Source organism: Brevibacillus panacihumi W25, assembly GCF_000503775.1.
GTDB lineage: Bacteria > Bacillota > Bacilli > Brevibacillales > Brevibacillaceae > Brevibacillus > Brevibacillus panacihumi_A.
Genome location: NZ_KI629782.1, coordinates 1489183 through 1512774 on the forward strand (window position 1 = coordinate 1489183; position 23592 = coordinate 1512774).

The window sequence follows — 23592 nt, forward strand, 5'->3', positions numbered from 1 at the left end:
TCACTCCAATTTCACTCTGGGATCAAGGATTGTATAGAGAATGTCCGTAAGCAGGTTTACGACAATCACGAGTGCGGCAAACACAAGAACCAGTCCTTGTATCACCGGATAATCCCTGGTCAAAATCGAGCTGATTAAAAGCTGGCCTAATCCCGGTACGGAAAAAACGGTTTCCACAATGACGGATCCTCCCAAAAGCCAGCCGACATTTACCCCCAGGATCGTGACCGTCCCCAATACAGCGTTGCGCAGGACATGCTTGATCATGACCTGGCTTTCCTTGATTCCCCGCGCCCGCGCCGCTTCCACGAATTCTGCGGACAGGATGGTGATGATTTTCGTGCGCAGCGGGCGAATTAGCACCGGGGTCAGGGAAAAGGAAATCGTCAAGGCAGGGAGAAACAGGTGTCGCAGATGCTCGGTGAACGTATTGCCGTAACCCGATACGGGAAACAGCTTTACCTTGATGCTCAAGAGCAGCATCAGCAGAATCCCGATCCAGAAAGAGGGCATGGAAAGGCCCGTGATCGAGGCGGCGCGAAAGCCGTTGTCCAGCAGACTGTCTTTTCGCACTGCGGACCACATCGCGATCGGTACACTGATCAGCACGCTGAGAATGGTGGTGTAGATGACGAGAAACAGCGTGACATCCAGCCGTTCGCCAATCAGCGTGAGAACGGGCTGCTGGATGATGATCGAGTCACCCATGTTCCCTTGAAACAGGTTTTGCATGTAAATGAGGTACTGATTGAGCAGCGGCTGATCCAGTCCCATTCGTTCTGTCACCCGCTGCACGGTCTCCGGATTGGCCCGGGGGCCCAGCAGGATCTGTGCCGGGTCTCCGGGAATCAGACGGATCATAAAAAACGTAATGATGGATATTCCCAGCAAAACGGGAACAAGCGAAACGATGTGTTTGACAGCATATTGCAGGCGTCCGATGTCCATCACCTTCTTTACTGCTTACTGAGCCAAACGTCTTCTAGCCGGTAGCTGCCCATGTTGGATACTTGGAATCCGTGGACATTTTTCTGCGTCACATAAGAATTCGGCGTGTGGAACAGGAAGATAAACGGAGCATCCTCGCTAAAGATGCGCTGCAGCTCGTAGTACATCTCCTTGCGCTTTGTCTCGTCCTGTTCCTGCTGCGCCTGGAGCGCCATTTTATCGAGTGCTTCATTGTTGTAGCCGGTATAATACGCGTTGGTTCCGCCGCTCGGGGCAGCGCCGAACATCGTGATTTCGTCCGGATCGATGATATCGCTGGAGTAGTAGGTGGTAATCATCTCGTACTTCATGCTGGAGTGCATTTCGTCTACGACCCCTGGCTCCAGCTGCTGGATTTCCAGCTCAATGCCAATCGCTTTCAATTGTTCTTTCATGATGACCGCCATCTGGCTGTTGATATCGCTTCCGGAATTAATGGTCAGCGTCGCTTTAAAGCCGTCTGGCCGCGAGGATTCAGCCATCAGTTGCTTGGCCTTTTCCAGATTGTAGGGATAGCCCTCTAGCTGATCGTTATAGTACAACACCTTAGGCAGGTAAGAGGTCGCGACCTCTCCATGCCCCATCAGCACCGCATCAATAATTTCCTGCTTATTGATGGCATAGTTCATAGCCTGACGGATTTTCAGGTCGTTATATGGCTCTACCGTCGAGTTGATCGGGATCATATCCAGACGGGCGAAGGGAGCGACGAGTACGTGTAGGGACGGGTCGGCCTCCAATTGCTGCAGGGAGCTGAAAGGAACATTGGAGGAAATCTCCAGTTCCTTGGCTTGCAGCATGAAGATTTTCGCTGTATCCTCGGGAACCTGGACAAATTCGACTCCGTCCAGATACGGCTTGCCTTTTTGCCAATAGTCTGGATTTTTCTTCAACACGATTTTTTGCCCCCGCTGCCAGCTCTCCAATTGAAACGGCCCGGAGCCAACGGGATTATTCGCAAAAAATTCTTTTCCTTTCTCCTCGACGACCTGCTTGGGAACAATGGAAGAACTGGATAATGCCAAAGTAGACAGCAAAGGAAGATAAGGAGCCTCCAGGTTGATCGTCACCTGATGCTCGCCTGTTACATCAATCGATTTGATCGCCGGATAGATCCAATCCCAGTTGGAGTCCCCGCCCCGCGCACGATCCAGGGAATATTTCACATCCTCTGGCGTGAGCGGCATGCCATTATGGAATTTCACATCATCCCGCAGGTTGAAGACATAGGTTTTGCCATCCTCCGAGATGGTCCAGTCCGTCGCTACACCCGGTTCGATCCCGTCTCCGTTCGGGGACAGGCGAACCAGCTGATCATACATGTTCAGCACGGTCCAGATCGCCAAATTCGTTGCGGGAATGATCGGATCGAAGCTGGTAATATCATGATTGCGGGCAAAACGCAGAACCCCTCCCGTCTGCGGGGTGTTGTCCTGCTCTGCTGTCTGTTCCGCTCCAGGCTGCGGAGCCGGCTGCTGCGGCGTTTGCGCGGTTTGATTGGCTGGTGACGCGGAACAGGCTACTAAACTGATCATGGTCCATACACTTACAAGTGCCAGGCCGAGACGTTTTTTCATGATCCACTCTACCTCCTTCTGATGTATCCTTCCTAGCAAAAAGCAACTTTCAAAAGTTCTGATCCTGCCCAGAAATCCCCCCTTTCAAATCGCTTGGCTCGGTGATTCAAGCTGCTTCATTTGCCGATTGCTCTGTTTTCTTGCCAACGAATTTGTATGCTAACGCGAGTAAGGCGCTGAGCAAGCTTCCCCCTAAAATTCCCGGAATCATTCCGGTTTGCAAGGACATGATGACGGCTGCTGCCGACCCGAAGAAAACGAGAAGCAAATTCGCCTTCGACTTCGTCCCGACAGCGATCACCGACAATAAGGGCCCCCACACCAGACAAAATCCAACGAAAATATCCAGTATCGTGATGCTTGGCCAAAGGCTGATGCATACAGCCAACAGGAACGCGCCAATCAATCCCCTCGCTCCGAGTACGGATTGCTTCACCTTTCGCACCGTGCTGGCAAGCGAGTAAATCAGCATGGATAGGATGGAAACAAGAAAAAGCGTGTGCCCGACCTCCCCGCCGAATTGTTCGATGACAAACACCCCGACCTGATCCGTTTGCTTGGGCCAGATGGCTTGGGCTTTTGCCACAAACGCCAGGGAGCCGAGCGATATTGGGAGGCAGGACCACAGAAATGCGCTTAAGGTGTGGGGATAAGCTTGCTGGGACAAGCCCTTCTGCTTGCCATTGCCGAAGAAGACCGGCAGCAACTGCTGCGCCATCATCCCCATAAAAAAGACTGCCATGACCCACCACATCTCTGCCCTGTTCGCAGAAAGGGTATCGATTGACAAAAAGTGAACGCCGGAATAGACCGTTGGGATGCTGACGTGCAGATAGACGAGAGTAGGTATGATGACCGACGCGATCATTCCCATCATGATCACGCTGACCGGAATCCACCTGCCGTATCCCCGCCTGCTCGCCAGAAGAATGATGGCCGTTATCACACCAGCCAGTGCCAGGAGATACCAGACGGAATCATTCAGATAGGTGCGCAGAATAATAATTTTTGCCGTCAACAGCAGGTAGCAGCCAAACTGTGCGATCGAGAAGAAGAGCATGGCGGTCTGCAAGCCACCTCCTTCCTGCTCCCGCGTCCTTTGATACATCAATCGCGTGAATAAAAAGGAAAGCATCCCCGCTGCCGTAAAGCCGACGATACCCACAACACCGTAATCGTAGGCAATTTGCGGCGCCAGCAGAAAAAGCATGGGGGGTACATTGGCGATTAATAAAAAGACAATCTTTTTTGCCAATCCTTGCGCCATCATCGATTACCCCCTTCTAAAGCTTCTCGGCGAGAGACCGGTCACTTTTTTAAACGTGGAAGAGAAATAAGCAGCGCTTTTGAACCCGGTGACCATGGCGATATACTCGATGCTGACCGGTTTTTTGAGCAGTTCTTTGGCTCGCTCGATCCGGATTGCCGTCAGCACCTCGATAAAGGTGCAGCCTGTTACTTTTTTCAGCAGCCGGTTGAGATGCGTCGGGCTGACATGTACCGCTTTTGCGACATCCGCCAAGGTCAAGGCCTCCTGGTAATACTCTTGGATAAAACGAAGACAGCGGGCCGTTATCGAGTCCTCGGCATCCTGGAGCTGCCGCATTGCTTCTTCCCACGCAGTCCGAAGATTGAGGGACTCTCCCAGCCCGAACCTGAACAATTCGTCGGGCGAAAGCAGTTTGCACCGCAGCAGTGCTTCTCGCAAAGGCTGCATATGCCGCGTCGCAGAGAGCACCAGCTCGGCACCGTCTATGGGCTCAGGAGCGATCACGATCTGGGAGGCTTTGAGCTCCTCCAGCAAAAGGTTTCGCCAACCGGGAGAAGCCGCATGCACCGCTGCCACCGCATCGGGTACGAAACCAAATTGCTGCCCCCACACATGCTCATCGATGGCATCTCCGGAGCGAATGGTTTTTTCCAATAAGGATTGCTGCAGCAATGGTTTCGCCTTCGATTTTTCGTGGTACTTTCGCTCCACTTTTTGCAGGGTTTCGTAAAATTCAGTGGTGCTAAAAGGCTTCAGCAAATAGGCTGACGCGCCCAGCTCCAGCGCCTGTTTGGCATAAGAAAACTCGTCGTAGGCGGAAACCATGACGATCTCGGTATCCGGCCAGCTCGTCTTGACCCGTTCCAATACCGCGATGCCATCCAGGACAGGCATGCGAATATCCAGGAAGATCAGGTCCATGGGCTCCGATTCCAGGATTTTCAACGCTTCTCCCCCATGGTGGGCAGATGTTATCCCGTAATCAGGGCTGCTTTTTTCCAACAGCACCTGCAAATTGAGAAGCTCAAAAGGCTCGTCGTCCACCAAAAGCACCTTCATAGCACGACCTCCTTTATGGTGATTACGAATCTGGACCCTTCTACACTGGGAACCACCTGCAAATCTCCCCGATTCGGGAAGTAATGCTGCAAACGCTTCTGGGTGTTCTTGAATCCAATCCCGATTCGCTCTGCAGATGTGCCTTGTTCCTTCCATAGGTTGAAGTGCTCGACGATCTCTTGGTCAATGCCAGGTCCGTTGTTGTAGATTTCGATTTGCAGGCTGCCGGCGGTGTGCCAGATGCGAATGGATATCTCGCCGTCCTCTGCCAATGGCTCGATTCCATACTTGCAAGCATTTTCGACCAATGCCTGAATGAGAAAGATGGGTATTTTGAAAGAACGCAAACGCTCCTCAATGTCCACATGCCACTGCAACCTGGGACCGAAGCGAAGCTTTTGGATTTTCAGGTACATCATGACGGTATTCACTTCTTCATCGATGCTGATCAAATCGCTGTCCGCGCGAAGGGTATACCGGAGCAACGAGGATATGCCATGGATCGCTTCGGTTGCTTCTTCGTACTTCCCGATTCGAATCAAGGATGTCACGGTATTGAGACCATTGAATAAAAAATGGGGCTGAATTTGCGAAGTCAGATTGGATAGCTGAGATTCAATCAACAGCACCTCCAGATCTTTTTTCCGCTTTTCCACCTTCAGGTACTCCAATTCCTTATCCCAAAAGAGGACCAGGACCAATGTCGTCAGGCCGACTACACCGCCAACGATGCCGTATACGATCAGAAACGTAAACGCGGATTGTGATACGATCATAGCCATCCCTCTTATAACGGCGCATGCATGTATTTGATATTTTTGGTGAAGCTGTCCCAATACCACAGCGGAGATAAGGTGTATCCCGTCAAGGCCTTGTTCATCACGAGAATTTGCTTGGGATGATCCAGTACGATCCAAGGGCTGTCCAGTGCAATGATCGTGAGCGCATAGATCATGTGCTTGGCCCGTTTTTTCTCATCCATCTGTGTGGCTGCCTCGGTGATGAGCCAATCTACATTGGGATTCTGGTAATTGGCATAATTCGCTCCCCCGCTCCCGAGATAGTCGGAGTGAAACAGCGGAAGTAGATTTCCCAGCGGGTCCGGCATGTCAGAGCCCCATTGGTAGACGATGAGGTCATAATCGCGTGTGCCCCCCAGAGATCGGGCAGTCAGTTCTTTTCTGGTTACCATTTCAATTTTCAATTCAATTCCCAAAGGCTTGACCGCGGTCCGCAGTGCAAGTGCCGCATTGAGATTGATCGGCGTGTTGTCGGTGAGGATCTTCGCGCTGAAGCCGTCTGGTACGGAGGAGTGCGCCAGATATTCCTTGGCACGCTCGAAATCATTTACGTATCTTGGGAGATTCTTGTAGTAGGAATCCCAGCTATGCTTTTCGTACGTCCACATCTTGCTGTGAATCGGGACGCTCTTCGCGGACAAGCCGTAGGTTTTCACAATTTCTTTCAGGTATCTGTCATGGTCAAATGCGTAGCTGAACGCTTTGCGCACCTGGATTTCATCAAACGGCTTTCGCTTGGTGTTGAACGCAATAAAGTCGCTTACATAGCCCTCCGTCTGTTGAATCTGGACATTGTCCAGCCGCTCCACGTCGGGAATGACATCAACGGGTAGAGAGAACGAGGCGGTCACCATTCCGGACTTGAGGCCTGTGACATGTGTTTGTTTGTCAGGAACGACGCGAAAAATCACTTCGTCCAGATAGGGGCCTCCCTCTTTGTTCCAATAGTCAGCATTACGCTTTAACACCACCTGTGAGCCTGTATCCCATTTCTCGAAGCGAAATGGGCCAGTCCCGACGAGACCCGCTTCAGCGCTGCCGAAGCTCGTTTGATGCTTGCTGACAGAGGCTTTGCTGACGATGTGCCCAGCGGTGGTTGCGGGTACGTATCGCCAGAGGGCATCAGGCTGTTTCAACTTGATTTGAACGGTCCACTCTGCGGTTTTTTCAATGCTCTCGACATTGCGATACATCCAGGAGAGATACGATCCGGTCTGCTGATCCCTGATTCTGCGCAGGGAGAAAACCACGTCATCGCTCGTCATCGGTGTTCCGTCATGGAAATGGACGTCTTTGCGAATCGTGTACTCATACGTGAGCGGATCTTTCATCTCCCACTTTTCCGCCAGATTGGGCGCCAGGCGGGATTGCTCGTCAAACCGCAGCAGACCCTCTGTAATCTGGCAAACCACCGGCATGGTGGAGTAGTCATAAGCAAAGGCCGGGTCAAGGGAAACAATATCTGTTTGCAGCGCGATCGTAAGGGTTCCCCCGCTTTTGCCTGAAAACAGATTCCCAGCGTTCCCCGAAGAAAGTGATGACAGGTGATTTCCCGAACAAGCTGCAACGCTCATGCTTGCCAGCAGGATGATCACGAGACAGGCTGTTACCTTGACACGCACTGCTTTCATGTCCTCCTCTTTTCGCCTATGATGCTGGTACATCACATCATAGCAATGAATACTCGTTGATTAATTCGAAATAATCGCATTATTTTTTCGATTTTTGAACCTGTTTTGCTTCCTCCTCCCATTATCTGACATCGCGGCATGCTTCTGGCTTGCGTCCGCCTGACCCTCTGAGTGTAAAGGATTTTGACGACTGTGAACATGCAACGGTATACAACATATGAAAAAAAATTGTAGTTTACTAGAATTCAAATATCCGTTACCATATTTCCAAAACATGTATACGAGGTGAGAGACTTGTTGTACCCTCCCATCCCTGTGATTCCGGAAGTGTCAACCGCGAACCTGTCTGTATGGCATGATTGCGGCGAGGCCTTGGTTCCACTCTCGACGCTTTCGCCCAAAATCACCGTCTACTCCGCCTATTACCACCAGGGCTATGACGGCACGCAGCCTGAAATCTATTTGCGAGAAGGCGCGGCCGAACGCTTGGCTGCCGCCGCCGAAAAGCTTCCGACAGACTATTCCTTCGTCGCGTTGGACGGCTGGCGCTCGACACAGGTACAAGCCTCTCTTTATGAAGAATTCCGCCAATCCCTCCTGCGGCAAGGATGGCAGGACGGAGACGAGTTGAAAGCCGAACTCGGCAAATTCGTCGCCTTGCCCACCACAGATATCCAAAAGCCCTCGCCTCATCTCTCCGGCGGCGCGATCGACCTGACCATCGCAGGACCCGGCGGCTGGCTGGAAATGGGGACGGCCTTCGACGATTTTAGCGATCTGGCGACGACCCGTCATTACGAGGAAATCTCTGAACCTAGCGAACGCGACATCCTGATCCGCGACAACCGCCGCCTCCTCTACCACCTCATGATCGAAGCTGGTTTCGTCAACTATCCGAAAGAGTGGTGGCATTACGAGTACGGTACCAGAAGCTGGGCTGTGCGTACCGGTGAGGAGCCTCGATACGGAGGAATTTTGTCGATGCAAGCAAAAAAGAGTTGAATACACATAATATTTGCAATATATTAAAAATTAATTAAATATATTTACCACTTGGGGGTCGATTTGATTGAAGCGCAGATGGTCTAGGTCTCATCTCTTTACCAGTCTTCTGCTCAGCCTGTCCTTACTGGCAGCCGCATGCAGCAGCACGCCCGCAAATCAGTCACAGGGAGAAACAAAACCACCCGAGAATACCCCAGCACAGAACGCCCCAGCACAGCAAGCCCAGTCAGCAACGCCCACCGACACACTTTTCGTCGCCATCAACGCAGACCAAGGCACCTTGGACCCAGCCGTCACCTTTGACAACGGCGCATGGAAAATCACTTATCCTACCTATCAGCGCCTGGTCGAGTATGACGGTGCCACTACCGAAGTGAAACCCGGACTCGCCAAGGAGTGGAAGGTGAGCGACGACGGACTTACCTGGACCTTCACCCTGGCAGAAGGAAACAAGTTCGCAGACGGAACTCCCGTCACGGCGGAAGCGGTCAAATTTACTTTCGACCGCACCCTGAAAATCCAGAAAGGTCCTGCCGATGTCTACAATGTCATCAAGGAAGTAAAAGTAGATTCGCCGACCAGCGTGACCTTTGTTCTCAACCAGAACTTCCCGCCATTCCTCTCTACTCTGGCAGCCAACTACGGCGGAATCGTCAATCCGAAGGTCATGGAACAAGAAAAAGACGGCGACCTCGGCCAAAACTACCTCGCAAACAACACCATGGGCAGCGGCCCCTACCAACTCAGTGAATGGCGCAAAGGCGAATACATCAAGCTGACGTTGAATCCTCACTCCTCAGTCAAACCCGCAATCCAGAACGTCTTCTTCAAGATCGTGCCTGACGCTACATCCCAACGACTGCAGCTCGAACAAGGCGAGATCGACATCGCCGAAGGAATTCCAAAAGAACAGCTGAAAGCCGTCATGGCCTTCCCGAACGTCGAAGTTCTGCAAGAGCCAAGCCTTGCTGTGGACTACGTCTACGTCAATTCCACCAAAGGCAATCCGGCTCTGCAAAATCCAAAGGTTCGGCAGGCTTTGAGCTACGCCGTCGACTACGATGCCCTGACCTCCTCTGTCCAGGAAGGCTTCGCGACCCAAATGCGCGGTCCGATTCCCAAAGGTCTCTGGGGTCATGACGAATCCGCACACCAATACAAGCGCGATGTGGAAAAAGCAAAAGCCCTGCTGGCTGAAGCAGGGGTCAGCAATCTGAAGCTCGATCTTCTGTACTCGGACAACAAAGCATGGTGGGAGACCGAAGCACTGGCTCTGCAATCCTTTTTCGCAGATGTGGGTGTAACGCTCAATCTGAAAAAAATCGCCTACGCCACCTCTCGCGAAATGATGGACAAAGGCGAATTCGACCTGGCACTCGGCGTCTGGAGCCCGGACTTCGGGGATCCGTACATGTTCATGAACTACTGGTTTGATTCCAACAACTTCGGCCTCGCCGGCAACCGCGCGTTCTACAAAAATGACAAGGTGGACGAGCTCGTGCGCAAGGCAGCCCAGATCAACGACAAGGCAGAACGTGAAAAGCTCTACAAGGAAGCGCAGAACATCGTCATCGACGAAGCGCCGTACCTCTATCTCTATCAGATGGATTTCCAGCTCCCGATCAGCAAGCAGGTCAAAGGCTTTGTGTTCAACCCGATGCTGGAGGGGATCTACAACCTCGCCGACATGTCCAAATAAAGCCGTTTGAAGGAGTGTTTTCCTCGTGAGACAAATCATCACCAAACGCCTTGCCATGCTCGTGCTGGTCTTGTTCGGAGTGACGCTGATCACCTTTTTTCTCTCCCACGTCATTCCGGGCGACCCGGCACGAATGATGGTCGGGCAGCGCGCCAGTGAGGAAACACTGCAGGAAGTTCGTCGTCAATTGGGCCTAGACCAACCAGTCTGGGTCCAATATTTTACCTATATGAAGGGGCTTCTTGCAGGTGATTTTGGCGACTCGATCCGTACGCAGCAACCTGTCATCAATGATCTGATTACCTTTTTCCCCGCCACGATTGAGCTTGCCCTGACTGCGTTTGTCATCGCGATTGTCATTGGCATTCCCATCGGCATTCTTTCAGCCGTCAAAAAAGATACCGGCTGGGACCATGCGGGACGCTTCTTTTCCATTGCAGGCATCTCGACTCCGGTCTTCTGGAGCGGCCTGGTCGGCATCCTGCTGTTTTACAAAGTGTTTAATCTTCTGCCCTCCAGCGGACGGATCGACCTGATGGTCACTCCTCCGCCGACGATCACCGGACTCTTCCTGGTGGACAGTCTGCTGACCGGGAACTGGGCAGCCTTTTCCAACAGTCTCTGGCATCTCATCCTGCCCGCTTGCACGCTCGCTTTCGCCCAGTTGGCTACTGTCACCCGCCAGGTGCGTGCCAGCATGCTGGAGGTGCTCGGTCAGGACTACATCCGCACAGCGCTTGCCAACGGCATCCACGGTCCGGTCCTGCTGTTCCGCTACGCCTTGCGCAATGCCTTGATCCCGACGATTACGGTAGTGGGACTCAGCTTCGGCTCGCTGCTCGGCGGGGCTGTTGTGACCGAGACGATCTTCGGCTGGCCGGGCATGGGCAAATACGTCGTCGAATCGATCGCCTTCCTTGATTTCCCGGCGATCATGGGCTTTACCTTTGTGATCTCGCTTGGCTACGTCATCATCAATCTTCTGGTCGACCTGACCTACTACGCGCTAGATCCGCAAATCAAGGAATAGGGGGAAAAGCTGGTGTCTGGTACAACGTTGAAAACCGAATCGATCGCCGCAGCTAGATCAACCAAGACGGTCAACCCCTTTTGGTACAAGATCCGCCGCAATCCGCTCACTCTTTTGGGCCTGTTTTTGCTCCTGCTGATCCTGCTGCTGTCGATTTTCGCGCCGCTGATCAGTCCATATGAGCCGACCAAAATCAATATTCCCGAGCGCTTTGCCCCGCCGAGCGCCGATCATTGGTTTGGCACAGATGAGGTCGGCCGGGATATTTTCACACGCATTCTGTACGGCGCTCGTCTTTCTCTCGGCGTCGGGGTCGCGGTCGTCGTCGGCGCTGGCGTGATCGGCACCATCATCGGAGCCGTCTCCGGCTATTTCGGCGGCAGGATTGATCAGCTCATCATGCGGCTCATGGACATCATTCTCGCTTTTCCTGCTCTCGTCCTGGCGATGGCCATCGCAGCAACGCTTGGTCCCAACCTGCAAAATGCGATGCTCGCCATCGCCATCATCAAGATTCCGGTCTATGTCCGGTTGGCACGCGCGGAGACTCTGGCACTGCGGGAAAAGCTTTTTGTCAAGGCAGCCGTTACTTTCGGCATTCCTTCCTGGTTCATCATCGTCCGTCATATCATCCCGAACGCCCTGTCCCCCGTCATCATCCAGGTCACTCTCGACATCGGGGACGCGATTCTGCTAGTAGCTACCTTGGGCTTTCTCGGCCTGGGCGCACAGCCGCCTACTCCTGAGTGGGGGGCGATGATCAGCATCGGCTGGAAATACCTGTTGGATTACTGGTGGTACCCGACTTTTCCGGGACTTGCCCTTTTCCTGGCTTCTTGCGGCTTTAATCTAATCGGTGACGGCATCCGGGATATCCTCGATCCGAAAGCAAACCGTTCTTAGGGGTGATGTACATTGCTGCTGGAAATCCATAATCTCTCGGTGGAGTTTGAATCCATGCAGGACAGGGTCAAAGCGCTGCAAGCTGTATCCTTCTCCATCGACGAGGGCGAAATCGTCGGCATTGTCGGCGAATCCGGCTCGGGAAAATCGGTAACAGCGCTGAGTATCCTGGGCCTTTTGGAAAAGAACGCCCACATCTCCACAGGTTCGATCTCTTATAAAGGAAAGAACCTGCTTTCCCTCCCGAAAAAGGAGTGGCAAAGCTTGCGCGGCAAGGAGATCGGCATGGTGTTCCAAGAGCCGATGACCGCCTTGCATCCCACCATGCGCATCGGCGATCAGCTCGCAGAGGTGATTCATCGGCACCGGAGCATTTCCTATAAAGAAGCGTACAGACAGGCGATCGCGAGCCTGGCCGAGGTGCAGATCAACGATCCGGAGCTGGTGGCGCGCAAATACCCGTTTGAGCTGAGTGGCGGAATGCGCCAGCGCGTCGTCATTGCCCTGGCGATGTCTGCCCCGCCCGACCTCTTGATCGCGGACGAGCCGACCACTGCACTCGACGTAACCATTCAGCATGAGGTGCTCAAGCTGATGCAGGAACTGGCGCAAAAGCGAGGCACCTCCATTATGCTGATCACCCATGACCTGGGGGTCGTGGCACAGGTATGCCAGCGCGTCGTCGTGATGTACGCAGGCGAGGTCGTCGAGACAGGGACGACGGAAGAGGTCTTGCACTCTCCTTGCCATCCTTATACCAAAGCCTTGATTGGCGCCCTGCCCGATCTGGCGGAGCAAGGCCAGCCTCTCTTGGCGATCCCGGGAGAGTCGCCCGACCTGCGCAACCGCCCTGATGGATGTGTTTTTGCGCCCCGTTGTTCTTGTTCGCTGCCCATCTGCAGGGAGGACCATCCCGTCCTGGAGCCTGCCGTCTCTGGCTCGCTGACCCATCAAGTATCGTGCTGGGGGAGGAACCAATAAATGAACCCGTTGCTTGCCGTAAACGGCGTATCCAAGGAATACACGAAAGGCAATCACCGCTTCCAGGCCGTGTCCGGGGTGGATTTTGCCATCACCCGCGGAGAGACATTCGGCTTGATCGGAGAGTCAGGCTCCGGGAAAAGCACCCTGGGGAAAATGATTACCGGGTTGGAGCCACCGACGTCCGGAACGATCACCTATGAAGGGAATTCACTGTGGAATGGCAACCGATTTAACCGCTTGAAGCCGGGCGAGATGCAGATCGTCTTTCAAGACCCGCAGTCGTCTCTGGACCCGCGCATGCGCGTACAGGCCATCATTACAGAGCCGCTGCTCGCTTTGCCTGCGGCTGAGCGAAAAGAGAAGGGCAGCAGGGAACGCCTCCTAGCCCTGATCACCCGCGTCGGCTTGAAGCCGGATCATCTGAACCGCTATCCGCACGAGTTCAGCGGCGGACAGCGCCAACGGATCGCCATCGCCCGAGCCCTGATCACCGACCCCAGCTTCGTCGTGCTGGATGAGCCTACCTCCGCGCTGGATGTCTCCGTACAGGCGAATGTGCTGAATCTCTTGCAGGAGCTAAAACGCGAGCGAAATCTGACCTATCTGTTCATCTCCCACAACATGGCCGTCATCCGCTACATGTGCGATCGCATGGCTGTGATGCAAAAAGGCCGCATCGTGGAGATCGGCCATGTAAACGATATTTTCGTCAATCCTGTGGACAGCTACACGAAAACCTTGTTGTCCTCCCTGCCACAGCTCCATGAAAAAAAGGAGGATATTCATGTTTAACGGCGCAGAACTGAGAGAGATCCGCAAACAAAAACAATTGACGCTGCAAAATCTCGCTGACAAAACCGGCCTCAGCATGAGCCTGCTCTCTCAGATCGAACGCGGTCTGGTAGACCCGACGGTAGGAACCTTTTGGAAAATCTGCTCCGCTCTCGATGTTCCCATCAACCACTTCTTCCGGCTGAAGGACGATCATGATCCGCTCATCCGCAAAGGCATGCACAAAATCATTCATTTGAAAAACACCAATACCAAATACCATGTGCTGACCCCCTTGCAGGAAGGAAAGATCGAGTTTCTGCTGATCGAAATTGAGCCTGGGGAAGCGCTGGAGCAGGAGCAAATCTCGCATTCCGGGGAAGAGTGCGGCTACATCCTGCGCGGCGAGCTGAAGGTCCTGCTGGAAGACCGCGAGTACCATCTCTTTGAGGGAGACAGCATCGGCTTCAACAGCACGTCCCCCCATCGCTTCATCAATCCTGGCAATGCCGTCTCGCTGGCGATTTGGGCGCGGGCGACGTAGACAGCACAACCAGGAGCATAGAGAATGCCCGCAGCTGACAAACGGCTGCGGGCATTTTTACAAAAATTCCTCCGGCTCCATGGATGTCCATTGCTCGATTTTTACTTGAGGATTTTCTTGCAGATATTGCTTGACCAGTCTATACCCTTCAGCGTATCCAAACGCATAGGGAATCCGATCACTTCCAAACATCATTTCATTTCGAAGATTTCTATCTACAGAACCAAGACGTTTCATCAACTCTTCCCTTGCCTCTTCATAGCGATTATCGTAATTCGGGATGTAAGATGACCCCGGATAGACAAGTTCCTGAAAATGCATGGCTTTGCCTTCGAAAAGCAATGCATCGAGCAGCGTAAACGGCTGGTAGGGATCAAAATGCTTCGCAGTCCACACGCTGTGATGGTATTCATGGGCGACGGTACCTGCCAGCTCATGATCGGATCGAAATAAATACGGATTGTAGAACAGCAAAATCTTGCCGGAGCCAATGGTCAAGGCACTGCTATTCCGAGATGTGGCCGGCATGATACAGACGGTGGTTTCTTGACCCGGAAGATAGTGCGCAGATTGAATCAGCGCTTCTTGCACGGTAGCTTTGACCTTGATAAGGCTTTGCTGGTCATTTGTGATTTTTTCCAAATAAACCAATTCCTCAGGGGGTGTTTTTCTAACTTCGGCAAGCAAATGAAGATACTCACCGCCTTGAAAACATTCCTCCCAAACCGGCTGGAAGACCTTCTCTTCAAAGATTTCTTTTTTGGGCTTGTTTGGGTCGTTTTTTACAGCCTCCAGATATTCGGTTATTTGCTGATCAAGCAAAAGAACGGTAAATGCTTGCGTCGTGCCAGCGCGATGCTGAATGGAGAAGTTGTCTGGATGCAATCCGTCACTCGAGCAAAGCAGTCGAGGAAAGCATGGAATGAGATTAGGAATTTAGTGGTAATTAAAATTTTCAAAATTAATAGAACATACTGTAAAATAATCCACGAAGACAGTTTATACTCCATCTGCAAAGGGTAATGGAAATTAGATATAGATCTGTCATTGATTTCCGTAATAGCAGGTAGAAAAAATAGGAGCCATTCCTGTAATGAATGAATTTGGGGTTTGAATAAAAAAAGCACCTTCTGTAAACTGGGAAACGTTCCGTCCAAAGAACAATTACCCGTACAGGAGGTACTCCACAATGAAGTATAAGCAATCGAAAAAGCAGAATCAACGTATTCAACAAATTACCGAATTAACCCTTGTTGTCGGTGCAGATATTGCCAAGAAAACGCATGTTGCCAGAGCTGTCGATTTCCGCGGAATCGAGATTGGTAAGGACTGTGTGTTCGGCAATGACCATTCTGGCCTGACGAAACTCGTTTCGTGGATGAAGGAGCTTCAGCGGCAATACGCCAAGACGGATATCATCTTGGGCATTGAGCCAACCGGACACTACTGGTTTCCACTGGCCGAATTTCTGCATCGAGAAAACATCAAAGTCGTTATCGTGAATCCTCATCACGTCAATAAAAGCAAAGAACTTGAAGACAATTCACCGACGAAGAATGATTACAAGGATGCTAGGTTAATCGCTGATTTAGTTCGCAATGGCAAGTACAGCGAGCCCAAATTGCCTACGAGCGTTTATGCCGATCTTCGTATTCTCATGAACCTTCGAGAGAAGGTGATGGTGAACTTCGGTCAAGTCCAACGGCGTATCCAGAACTGGCTTGATCGCTTCTTTCCGGAGTACAGCCTTGTGTTTAAAGATTGGGAAGGAAAGGCCTCGCTCATCACGCTTCGTGAATTTCCGACGCCACAGGAGATTGTATCGCTTGGCGCGAGTACAATCGTGAACCGATGGAAGGAAGACGTGAAGCGAGCGGTTGGCTCCAAACGTGCAGCGCAACTCCTACAAGCTGCCACAAACTCAATTGGACTTACCGAAGGGCTGACGGCGGCGAAAATCGAGCTCAAGGCCTTACTGGAACAATATGAACTATTCTCAAGGCAACTTGAAGAAATCATGGCGCAAGTGGAAGCATTGCTTGCACAAATTCCAGGTACAAATGAAATGCTGACAGTACCAGGAATCGGCGTTGTTACGCTGGCGGGCTTCTTGGCTGAAGTTGGTGATCTTAGCGGTTATGACCATGGGCAGCAGATCATCCGTCTTGCTGGATTTAACCTCAAAGAGAACAGTTCCGGCAAGAAGAAGGGCAAGTCCACGATTACCAAGCGTGGACGATCCCGACTAAGAGCCTTGCTATTTCGGGCGATGATGCCGATGGTCGCCAAAAACGCCGAATTCAAGGCGTTGCACCATTACTTTACGAAGCGAAGTCATAATCCGCTCAAGAAGAAGCAGTCTATAGTGGCACTCTGCGGGAAGCTCATTCGCGTACTGTACACACTAGGCACGAAGTGCATTCCGTACAATGCGTCCGACGTATTAGGACCTGTACGCCAGTCCCAAATACAGATGGTAGCTTAAATTCAAACGATATTCTCGTTTCTCACAAGAGCTTGGAAGTAAACCAATGACAACAGAAGCACGGAGCAGCCGCAGGATCTATTCCGTAAGGGCAACGACCCAGTAAAGGAGCAAGAAGCGGCGTCCACACCTTGAGAGGCAGAACGAAGGAATGTAAGGGCGAAGACCCAGCGTGACATGGGAGGGTAAGCCGTCAGGGGAATGGAGTGGATATCCAAATGTGCGGTCATACGATTTACCAATAGATTGGAAAAAAGATTCGAATCTTTATTCCCGCCACCGGCTCATCCAGAAAAATATTCCATAATTACATGCTTCGCCCACTTCTCTGGAATGTTGATGGTTGAAAATCTAAGAATGAGTGAGCAAACGCGAGAAAACATTAATTTATAGTGGGAGGGAATGATAGGGAAACATAGACAGCGTTCCATGGCTTTATCATGACATTTTGTACTAGAGGAGGACATATTTTGAGACTGAGACTGCAATCCATTTTTGGGAAAAGTATTCTTTCTTCAACCATATATATTTTAATTACGGGAATCATCATTACCATTGCCAGCTCCTACATCCAGGGAAAGGTATTTTTGGAATCGTTTCAGCAACAAGCCATTGGTTTTGGTAATTATGCGCTTGAGTCTTTTAAGGGCAAAGATTTGACTCAAAGCGATGCGGAGCTGGTTAAACAGCTTGACCTGATTTCCGAGCGGTACCCGCAGATCGCCCAAGCTTATTTCTTTGGAACCGAGCTGCAGAATGGAAATGAAACCTCCATCATCTTATCGCCAACGCATATTGTCGAAATGTTGAAACAGGAATTACAGCTGGGACCAGGGGACTTTTACGCACAGCCTGAAATCCTCGCCAACAAAGTAAGAGAGATGCTGGAAACCGGTGAAGCGGTGGCAACAGAAACGTACACCGATGACATCGGGACTTGGGTCTCTGTACTCATTCCGCTGAAAGAGCCGGATGGTTCCATTCAAAAATATTTTGGGATCGATATCGATGCCTCGATTATTTCGACGGCACAGTTCGAACTGTTGAAAAGCAGTTCCATTGTATTGATTATCGTAATCTTGCTCGTGTTTATGGTCCAATTTATCACGACAAAACGCATGCTGGCTCCCATCCAAGACATCCAACAAGCTTTTGCAAAGCTCAGTAATGGAGACTTTAGCGTTTCCTTACAAATTCGAAAGAAAGATGAACTCGGGATGTTAGCCAACGATTTCAATAAAATGGTGACGGATGTTCGCGAGATCATGTCGAAGGTGAAACAAACCTCTGACGACACTGCCCTTGCCTCAAAAGAGCTGCTGCAAATCATTGAGGCAACCCATGCTACGACAAATGAGACGACGCTCTCCATGAATGAAGTGGCGAGTGGGGCCCAAACACAAGTAGCGCGTTCTGAGGAAAGCGGAACAGCGATTGAAGAAATGGCAATCGGCATTCAACGGATCGCGGAATCCGCTTCCGAGGTTTCCGACTCGGCTACGAGAACCTTTACGGAATCGGAAACAGGTGCAGGTTATATCCACAAGGCACTGGAGCAAATGGCCTTGATCCAGAATTCTGTCGCAAACTCCGCTTTATCGGTGAAAAATTTGGATGAGAAGTCGAAGGAGATTGAGACAATTGTCTCCGCCATTACAGCGATTGCAGATCAAACCAATCTGTTGGCGTTAAATGCAGCCATTGAAGCAGCACGAGCAGGCGAGCATGGAAGAGGTTTTGCCGTCGTTGCGGATGAGGTACGGAAGCTGGCAGAGCAATCCACATTGTCAGCTCAGCAAATCATTCACATCATCCAGGAAACAAAGGATGATACGAAAGAAGTCATTGATACCATGGGTATCGTAACGAATGATGTGGATTTAGGCGTACAGATTGTAAAAGAAACAGGAACGCTATTCAATGGTATCTTAAAAGAGATTAAGCATGTGACAGAGCAAATTCATGAGGTATCAGCCGTTTCGGAACAGCTGTCTGCAGGCTCTGAAGAAATTACGGCTGCTTTCCAGGAGAATATCTCCATCGCCAGACAAGCAGAAGTTGCCGCCTCCACTATGACGAAAGCAGCTAGTGAGCAGCTGGAAAATATGGATCACATGTCGAAATCGATGAATCAGCTGTTGGAAAAAACCAATGAACTAAAACAAATGCTGAACACTTTTAAAATGTAGCGCACAACGAAAAAAGGCCCCCAGCTCTCAAGCCAGGCGGCCTTTTCCATATTCACCAGTCGGTTTGTGCTATTTCAGTGAATCCTGCAAAAAATCAAGCAGCTCCGGGATGAGTTGCGTATTCGGCTCATCTCCGATTCCTCCGCCCTCCAGCCATGGAAGAATCGAGAACCAGAAGTGCTTGTGACCAGGATATTCAATCGCTCGATGAGGGACCTGATATCGTTCAAGCAATTGAACAAAATCCTTCGACTGCTGACAAGATACGACCTCGTCTTCATCTCCCCAGACGACGAGAAAAGGCGTCTCTTTCATCTGTCCTTTTTGAAGCGCCTGTTCCAGACGATACATCGGCGATGCTTCCAGATAGGCGTCCGGCATATCGCTTGGCGTGCCTCCCATGAATAATCGCACCGGATCATCTGTACGACTGGTTTGCGTGTGCTCCCACCATTGCTTGACATCGTATACGCCATATACGCCGACGATCGCTCGCACCGATTGGGAGAAATCCTCTTCCAGTCCCAATAGAATAGAGAGATGCGCCCCGCAGGAATCCCCGATCAGACCAACGCGCTTCGGATCCACATGATACTCGGCAGCACGCTCTCCCATATAGGCGAGCGCAGCGCGAACATCTTCTGTAACGCCAGGCCAAGTCGCATACTCAGGCGTTGCCAGCCGATAGTCAATCGACATCACACAATAGCCCTGCTGTGCCAAGAACGGCCCCCATTCCTGATTCATTTCTTTGGAGCCTGCTTTCCAAGCACCTCCGTGAATCATCACCAGCAGAGGAGTAGTGCCTGCTCCCTTTTCCGGGATGTAGAGATCTGCATACAGCTCTTCTCGATCCGTCCGGGTATAGCAAACCGTCTCTTTTGTATAAGTGATTGTACCCATTGTCTTCACCTCATTTTCGTAGAGTCGTCATTTCATCATCGATGGCAAAAAGAGCGCAATCTCTGGAAGAAAAATCAACAGCAGCAGCCCAACGGCCAGAGGCAGGATAAAGATCAAGGCTCCCTTGGTCACCTCTGCGATGGTTACTTTCGGAATGACGTTTTTTAACACAAACAGATTAAAGCCAACGGGCGGTGTGATCGCGGCAATCTCCGTATTAATCGTCACTAGAATGCCGAACCATACAGGATCATAGCCGAGGCTGATGACAGTCGGAAAAAAGATCGGTACCATGATGACCAAAATGCTCATCGGGTCCAAAAACATGCCGAGAATCAGTAGCAACAGATTGATTCCGACGATGATGACCCACCCCGGCATATCCATCGAGGTAAGGATTTCCGCCATCCCTTGTGGTATCCCGATCCGGTTCAGTACAAAGGAGCTAAACATCCCGCCGATGACAAGGAATAGAAACATGGCAGTCGTTTTGACCGTATTTTCCAAAATGCGTTTCAGTGAATGAATCGCGAGGTAGCCGCTGACTCCGACGATAATCAAGGCTACTGCCGCGCCGACTGCGCCAGATTCAGTAGGCGTAGCAATCCCGGAATAGATCGCCCCCATGACGGCAACCCCCAGAAGCAATACGGGAAGTACCGATTTCAGGGACCTCATGCGCTCGCCCCAGGTTACACTGGTTTTTACAGGCGGCGCCAGCTGCGGGTTGAGCATGACCTTGATCCATACGGTGAGGCAAAGCAGACCAGCAATTATGAGTCCGGGGACAATCCCGGCGATAAAGAGCGCGCCAATCGACGTCTCCGTAATCACGCCGTATAAAATCATTGCCACGCTGGGAGGAATCAGGATTCCGAGCGTTCCCCCTGCCGCAGTAAGACCGAGTGCCAACTTGCGGTCGTAGCCATTTTTCACCATCTCAGGAACTGCCACAGAGCCGATCGTAGCAGCCGTAACCGGACTCGACCCGCATACCGCGGAGAAGCCTGCACTCGTCAGAATCGTGCTCATTCCGAGTGCCCCTGGTATCCTGCCCAACCAAAGCTGGGCGGTGCGAAACAGATTGGAACCAATGGGCGACGCGGCCAAAGCTTCACTCATCAGAACAAAAAGCGGTACTACGATCAAGACCATGCTGCTGGACTGATTCAAGGCAATGCTGCCAAGCTGGCTCAGCGCATTGGGAGAGATAAAAATGAGGGTGCCCAAGACGCCAATGATGCCCATCGCGACTGCTACAGAGATTCCCGTGGCTAAAAACGCCAAGAGTGCGATAATAAAAGCCCCAAAGTAAAGATACGATTCCATAGTATCCTCCCATAAGAAGGTTATGCCTGTACTTCGGCTGCCTTCTCCTCATCTGCGTTCTCTTTCTCGAAGGTGGAAAGGGATTGGATCAGCCCGGCGATTGCCGTCAAAATAAACTGAAGTGTGCCAATTGGCGTAATCATATACACGTACTTCATGGGAATCTGAACAACAGTCGGAAACAATCGGCCATCCTTGAAAACTTCTATGGTAGACCCCGCAAGCTGCCACAGCATGATGATCCCAAACAGTACGGTCAGAACATAAACGACCTTTACCATGATCTTGCTCGTCGCCTCATTGAATTTGGATGAGATCAAATCCGTGGAAACGTGATGACCTGTTTCGAGAGCGGGACCAAGCCCCAGGAAAAAAATATAGACCAGCAAAAATCGGGAAACATCTAACGCCCATGATGTGGGGTCATTCAGGAGATACCGCCTCAGGACATCCTGGATCAAAATAATGACCATCGCGAGTACGAGAATCCCTGCTGTCATGGTAAACCATCTATTCACTCGGCTAATCATGTTCACGTAGGTCTTCATGTTCACATTCACCCTCAGGTATGACGTTTATCTGTATTTTTTCAGAATTTCATTCAGTTGTTGGCCTTCCTCGCCAGCCTCTGCCACGATCTTGTCATTTACCTGATTGAGCACGTCCAACAGGGCCGCCCGTTCGGCATCCGTTACCTGATAGACCTCTCCGCCGCTGGATTTGATGCTTTCCAGATCGGTTACCTCTTTGGTCTCAACAGCTTTGTAGGCATTCAAGCCGGCTTCATTCGACAGCTCCATAATGATCTTTTGGTCCTCCGGAGAAATCTTCGCCCAAACATCCGGATTAATCACCCATTGCACGGTGTTCAACGGGATTTTCAGCGAGGTCACTTTATTGGCTACCTCTACCAGCTTTCCGGCATTCGCCAGCCCTACTGTTTGCAAGGTAGAGTCCACTGTTCCGTTTTGCAAGGCAAGATAGAGTTCACTCGGGTCCATTGTTACAGGTGTCGCTCCGAGAAGCTTTACCTGCTCAGCTTGCCAACGGCCCGCGGTCCGCATTTTCAAATCCTTGAAAGCATCGGGTGCTTGCAGCGTCTTTGATCGGTGAAATGCCAACGTATCAATACCGCCCGGTGACCAGAACAAGAGCTTCACCTTGCGTTTTTCCAAAATTTCGCTTAACAAGGGAGTCGCTTCCTGGTAGATTGATTTGTAAGCGGCTTCATCCTTGAATACACCAAAAGTCTCCACGAGACCCATGGCAGGAATGTGACCGGAAATAGCGCCAGCGGACAGGATGCCTGCATCAACTGCCCCATTGCTGACAGAATCCAGCGTATCAAACAAGGAGACCAGGGATGCGGAATAGTGAGGATTAAATACAACTCGGCCTTCTGTTTTCTCTTTCACCTTTGCCGACCAATCCTTAAAAACCTGGGCAAACGCATCATTCTCGGTATGAAACAGGGCGATGTCGATTTTTACAGATCCTGAGGCGCCAGGTGAAGACGACGAAGAACAGGCTGACAGAACTGTAACAAGAACACAGGCTAGAATGCTTAGGATGAATTTCCTCACAAAAAGAGCACCTCCGTATTGTTTGACTATTTAGAATATAGAGTATTATACACGAATGTCTTTCTTTGATTGTTAACTGTTTAACATCAGCTCTCATTTTTGTCGATTATAATGATGTAATGTTCATAATATTTAGTCTACAACAAGGGAGCTGAGTGCAATGAGCGATTCGTTTTCTATTATTCCCAAGGAGACTGCCCTCCTGGTGATTGACATGCAAAACAGTTATTGCCACCCGCAGGGGAGCATCGGTCGGAATGGGTACGATTATACGATGATGAATGCCACCATCCCGAAGGTAAAAGAGCTGGTCGAAGCATGCCGCCAAGCAGGTATTGTTGATATATGGACGATCCAGAACCATTACCCGGACGATATCACTCGAAAAACCCATCGCATCAAGCCGCATACCCATCGCTGGCAGGCAGGTCCGCCCGCTCTCAAAGGCACCTGGGATGCAGAAATTGTAGATGAACTGAAAGACTTGGCAAAGGAGCCTGCCGAACTTCTGATCAAGCACCGTTTTAGCGCCTTTTTTGATACCACGCTGGATACGCTGCTTCGCATGAAAGGCATTACGACGTTAGTGGTTTGTGGTGTGGCTACAACCCACTGTGTGGAGACTAGTGTCCGAGATGCGTATCAGCGTGATTACGATGTGATCGTTGCCGAAGATGCGGTTGCCGGCTTGACCCTCGAGAGCCATCAAGCCAGTCTGAAATTGATCAACAAAACGTTCGGTCTGACGCTTCCAAACGAAGAGATTATCAAATTATTGCACGGGGAGACAATCCCTATCGAAATCCGGACTGAGAGTCTGATCAAGTAAAAGAGAGATTGATC

The 23592-nt window shown here is 51.1% G+C and carries 21 protein-coding genes; 10 read left to right on the forward strand and 11 right to left on the reverse strand.

Annotated features, from left to right (window positions below):
* The 6 genes from T458_RS36465 to T458_RS36485 form a co-directional block, all read right to left on the reverse strand.
* The gene (locus T458_RS36465; protein ID WP_023555969.1) at positions 1-948 is read right to left on the reverse strand and encodes an ABC transporter permease; all 948 of its coding nucleotides are present in this window, start codon (positions 946-948) and stop codon (positions 1-3) included.
* A gap of 8 nt (positions 949-956) precedes the next feature.
* Positions 957-2564 (reverse strand): ABC transporter substrate-binding protein, encoded by a 1608-nt coding sequence (locus T458_RS36470; protein WP_023555970.1) that lies wholly within the window; start codon positions 2562-2564, stop codon positions 957-959.
* Positions 2565-2670: 106 nt separating this feature from the next.
* Entirely contained in the window at positions 2671-3834 is a 1164-nt protein-coding gene (locus T458_RS36475; RefSeq protein WP_023555971.1) for a hypothetical protein, read from the reverse strand.
* 3 nt (positions 3835-3837) lie between these two features.
* Entirely contained in the window at positions 3838-4893 is a 1056-nt protein-coding gene (locus T458_RS36480) for a response regulator transcription factor (protein ID WP_023555972.1), read from the reverse strand.
* Positions 4890-5669: a sensor histidine kinase gene (locus tag T458_RS0128570; RefSeq protein ID WP_023555973.1), complete on the reverse strand. Its 780-nt coding sequence runs from the start codon at positions 5667-5669 to the stop codon at positions 4890-4892. Before T458_RS0128570 ends, T458_RS36480 begins: the two co-directional genes overlap by 4 nt.
* Before the next feature lie 11 nt (positions 5670-5680).
* A complete protein-coding gene (locus T458_RS36485; RefSeq protein ID WP_023555974.1) occupies positions 5681-7324 on the reverse strand; it encodes an ABC transporter substrate-binding protein in 1644 nt (547 codons plus the stop codon).
* A gap of 294 nt (positions 7325-7618) precedes the next feature.
* On the opposite strand from T458_RS36485, the gene T458_RS36490 reads away from it, so the two are divergent.
* The 7 genes from T458_RS36490 to T458_RS36520 all read left to right on the forward strand — a co-directional run bounded on the left by T458_RS36490 (position 7619) and on the right by T458_RS36520 (position 14260).
* Positions 7619-8326, forward strand: coding sequence for a M15 family metallopeptidase (locus T458_RS36490; protein ID WP_031305528.1), 708 nt, complete (start codon positions 7619-7621; stop codon positions 8324-8326).
* A gap of 67 nt (positions 8327-8393) precedes the next feature.
* Positions 8394-10028 carry an ABC transporter substrate-binding protein gene (locus T458_RS36495; protein ID WP_023555976.1) on the forward strand — a complete coding sequence of 545 codons (1635 nt, stop codon included), beginning with the start codon at positions 8394-8396 and terminating at the stop codon, positions 10026-10028.
* Positions 10029-10053: 25 nt separating this feature from the next.
* Positions 10054-11058 carry an ABC transporter permease gene (locus T458_RS36500; RefSeq protein ID WP_023555977.1) on the forward strand — a complete coding sequence of 335 codons (1005 nt, stop codon included), beginning with the start codon at positions 10054-10056 and terminating at the stop codon, positions 11056-11058.
* A 12-nt stretch (positions 11059-11070) separates the two neighbouring features.
* Positions 11071-11961 (forward strand): ABC transporter permease subunit, encoded by an 891-nt coding sequence (locus tag T458_RS36505; RefSeq protein WP_023555978.1) that lies wholly within the window; start codon positions 11071-11073, stop codon positions 11959-11961.
* Between the two features lie 12 nt (positions 11962-11973).
* Positions 11974-12942 carry an ABC transporter ATP-binding protein gene (locus T458_RS36510; RefSeq protein ID WP_023555979.1) on the forward strand — a complete coding sequence of 323 codons (969 nt, stop codon included), beginning with the start codon at positions 11974-11976 and terminating at the stop codon, positions 12940-12942.
* Positions 12943-13737, forward strand: a complete 795-nt coding sequence (locus T458_RS36515; RefSeq protein WP_023555980.1) for an ATP-binding cassette domain-containing protein — start codon at positions 12943-12945, stop codon at positions 13735-13737.
* A complete protein-coding gene (locus tag T458_RS36520; protein WP_023555981.1) occupies positions 13730-14260 on the forward strand; it encodes a cupin domain-containing protein in 531 nt (176 codons plus the stop codon). Before T458_RS36515 ends, T458_RS36520 begins: the two co-directional genes overlap by 8 nt.
* Before the next feature lie 57 nt (positions 14261-14317).
* Here the strand turns inward: T458_RS36520 and T458_RS36525 are convergent, their stop codons facing one another.
* Positions 14318-15145 (reverse strand): DUF2268 domain-containing putative Zn-dependent protease, encoded by an 828-nt coding sequence (locus T458_RS36525; protein WP_023555982.1) that lies wholly within the window; start codon positions 15143-15145, stop codon positions 14318-14320.
* 304 nt (positions 15146-15449) lie between these two features.
* On the opposite strand from T458_RS36525, the gene T458_RS36530 reads away from it, so the two are divergent.
* Together T458_RS36530 and T458_RS36535 are read left to right on the forward strand one after the other, a co-directional pair.
* On the forward strand, positions 15450-16745 hold the full coding sequence (locus tag T458_RS36530; protein WP_023555147.1) for an IS110 family RNA-guided transposase: 1296 nt from the start codon (positions 15450-15452) through the stop codon (positions 16743-16745).
* 470 nt (positions 16746-17215) lie between these two features.
* Positions 17216-18934 carry a methyl-accepting chemotaxis protein gene (locus tag T458_RS36535; protein ID WP_023555984.1) on the forward strand — a complete coding sequence of 573 codons (1719 nt, stop codon included), beginning with the start codon at positions 17216-17218 and terminating at the stop codon, positions 18932-18934.
* A gap of 69 nt (positions 18935-19003) precedes the next feature.
* Here T458_RS36535 and T458_RS36540 read toward each other — a convergent pair whose 3' ends face one another.
* The 4 genes from T458_RS36540 to T458_RS36555 are packed head-to-tail and all read right to left on the reverse strand — an operon-like array spanning position 19004 to position 22749.
* Positions 19004-19837 (reverse strand): alpha/beta hydrolase, encoded by an 834-nt coding sequence (locus T458_RS36540; protein WP_023555985.1) that lies wholly within the window; start codon positions 19835-19837, stop codon positions 19004-19006.
* A gap of 27 nt (positions 19838-19864) precedes the next feature.
* Positions 19865-21166, reverse strand: a complete 1302-nt coding sequence (locus T458_RS36545; protein WP_023555986.1) for a TRAP transporter large permease — start codon at positions 21164-21166, stop codon at positions 19865-19867.
* 20 nt (positions 21167-21186) lie between these two features.
* Entirely contained in the window at positions 21187-21714 is a 528-nt protein-coding gene (locus tag T458_RS36550) for a TRAP transporter small permease (RefSeq protein ID WP_023555987.1), read from the reverse strand.
* Positions 21715-21741: 27 nt separating this feature from the next.
* A complete protein-coding gene (locus tag T458_RS36555; RefSeq protein WP_023555988.1) occupies positions 21742-22749 on the reverse strand; it encodes a TRAP transporter substrate-binding protein in 1008 nt (335 codons plus the stop codon).
* Positions 22750-22909: 160 nt separating this feature from the next.
* On the opposite strand from T458_RS36555, the gene T458_RS36560 reads away from it, so the two are divergent.
* Positions 22910-23578: a cysteine hydrolase family protein gene (locus T458_RS36560; protein WP_023555989.1), complete on the forward strand. Its 669-nt coding sequence runs from the start codon at positions 22910-22912 to the stop codon at positions 23576-23578.
* Positions 23579-23592 lie beyond the last annotated feature (14 nt).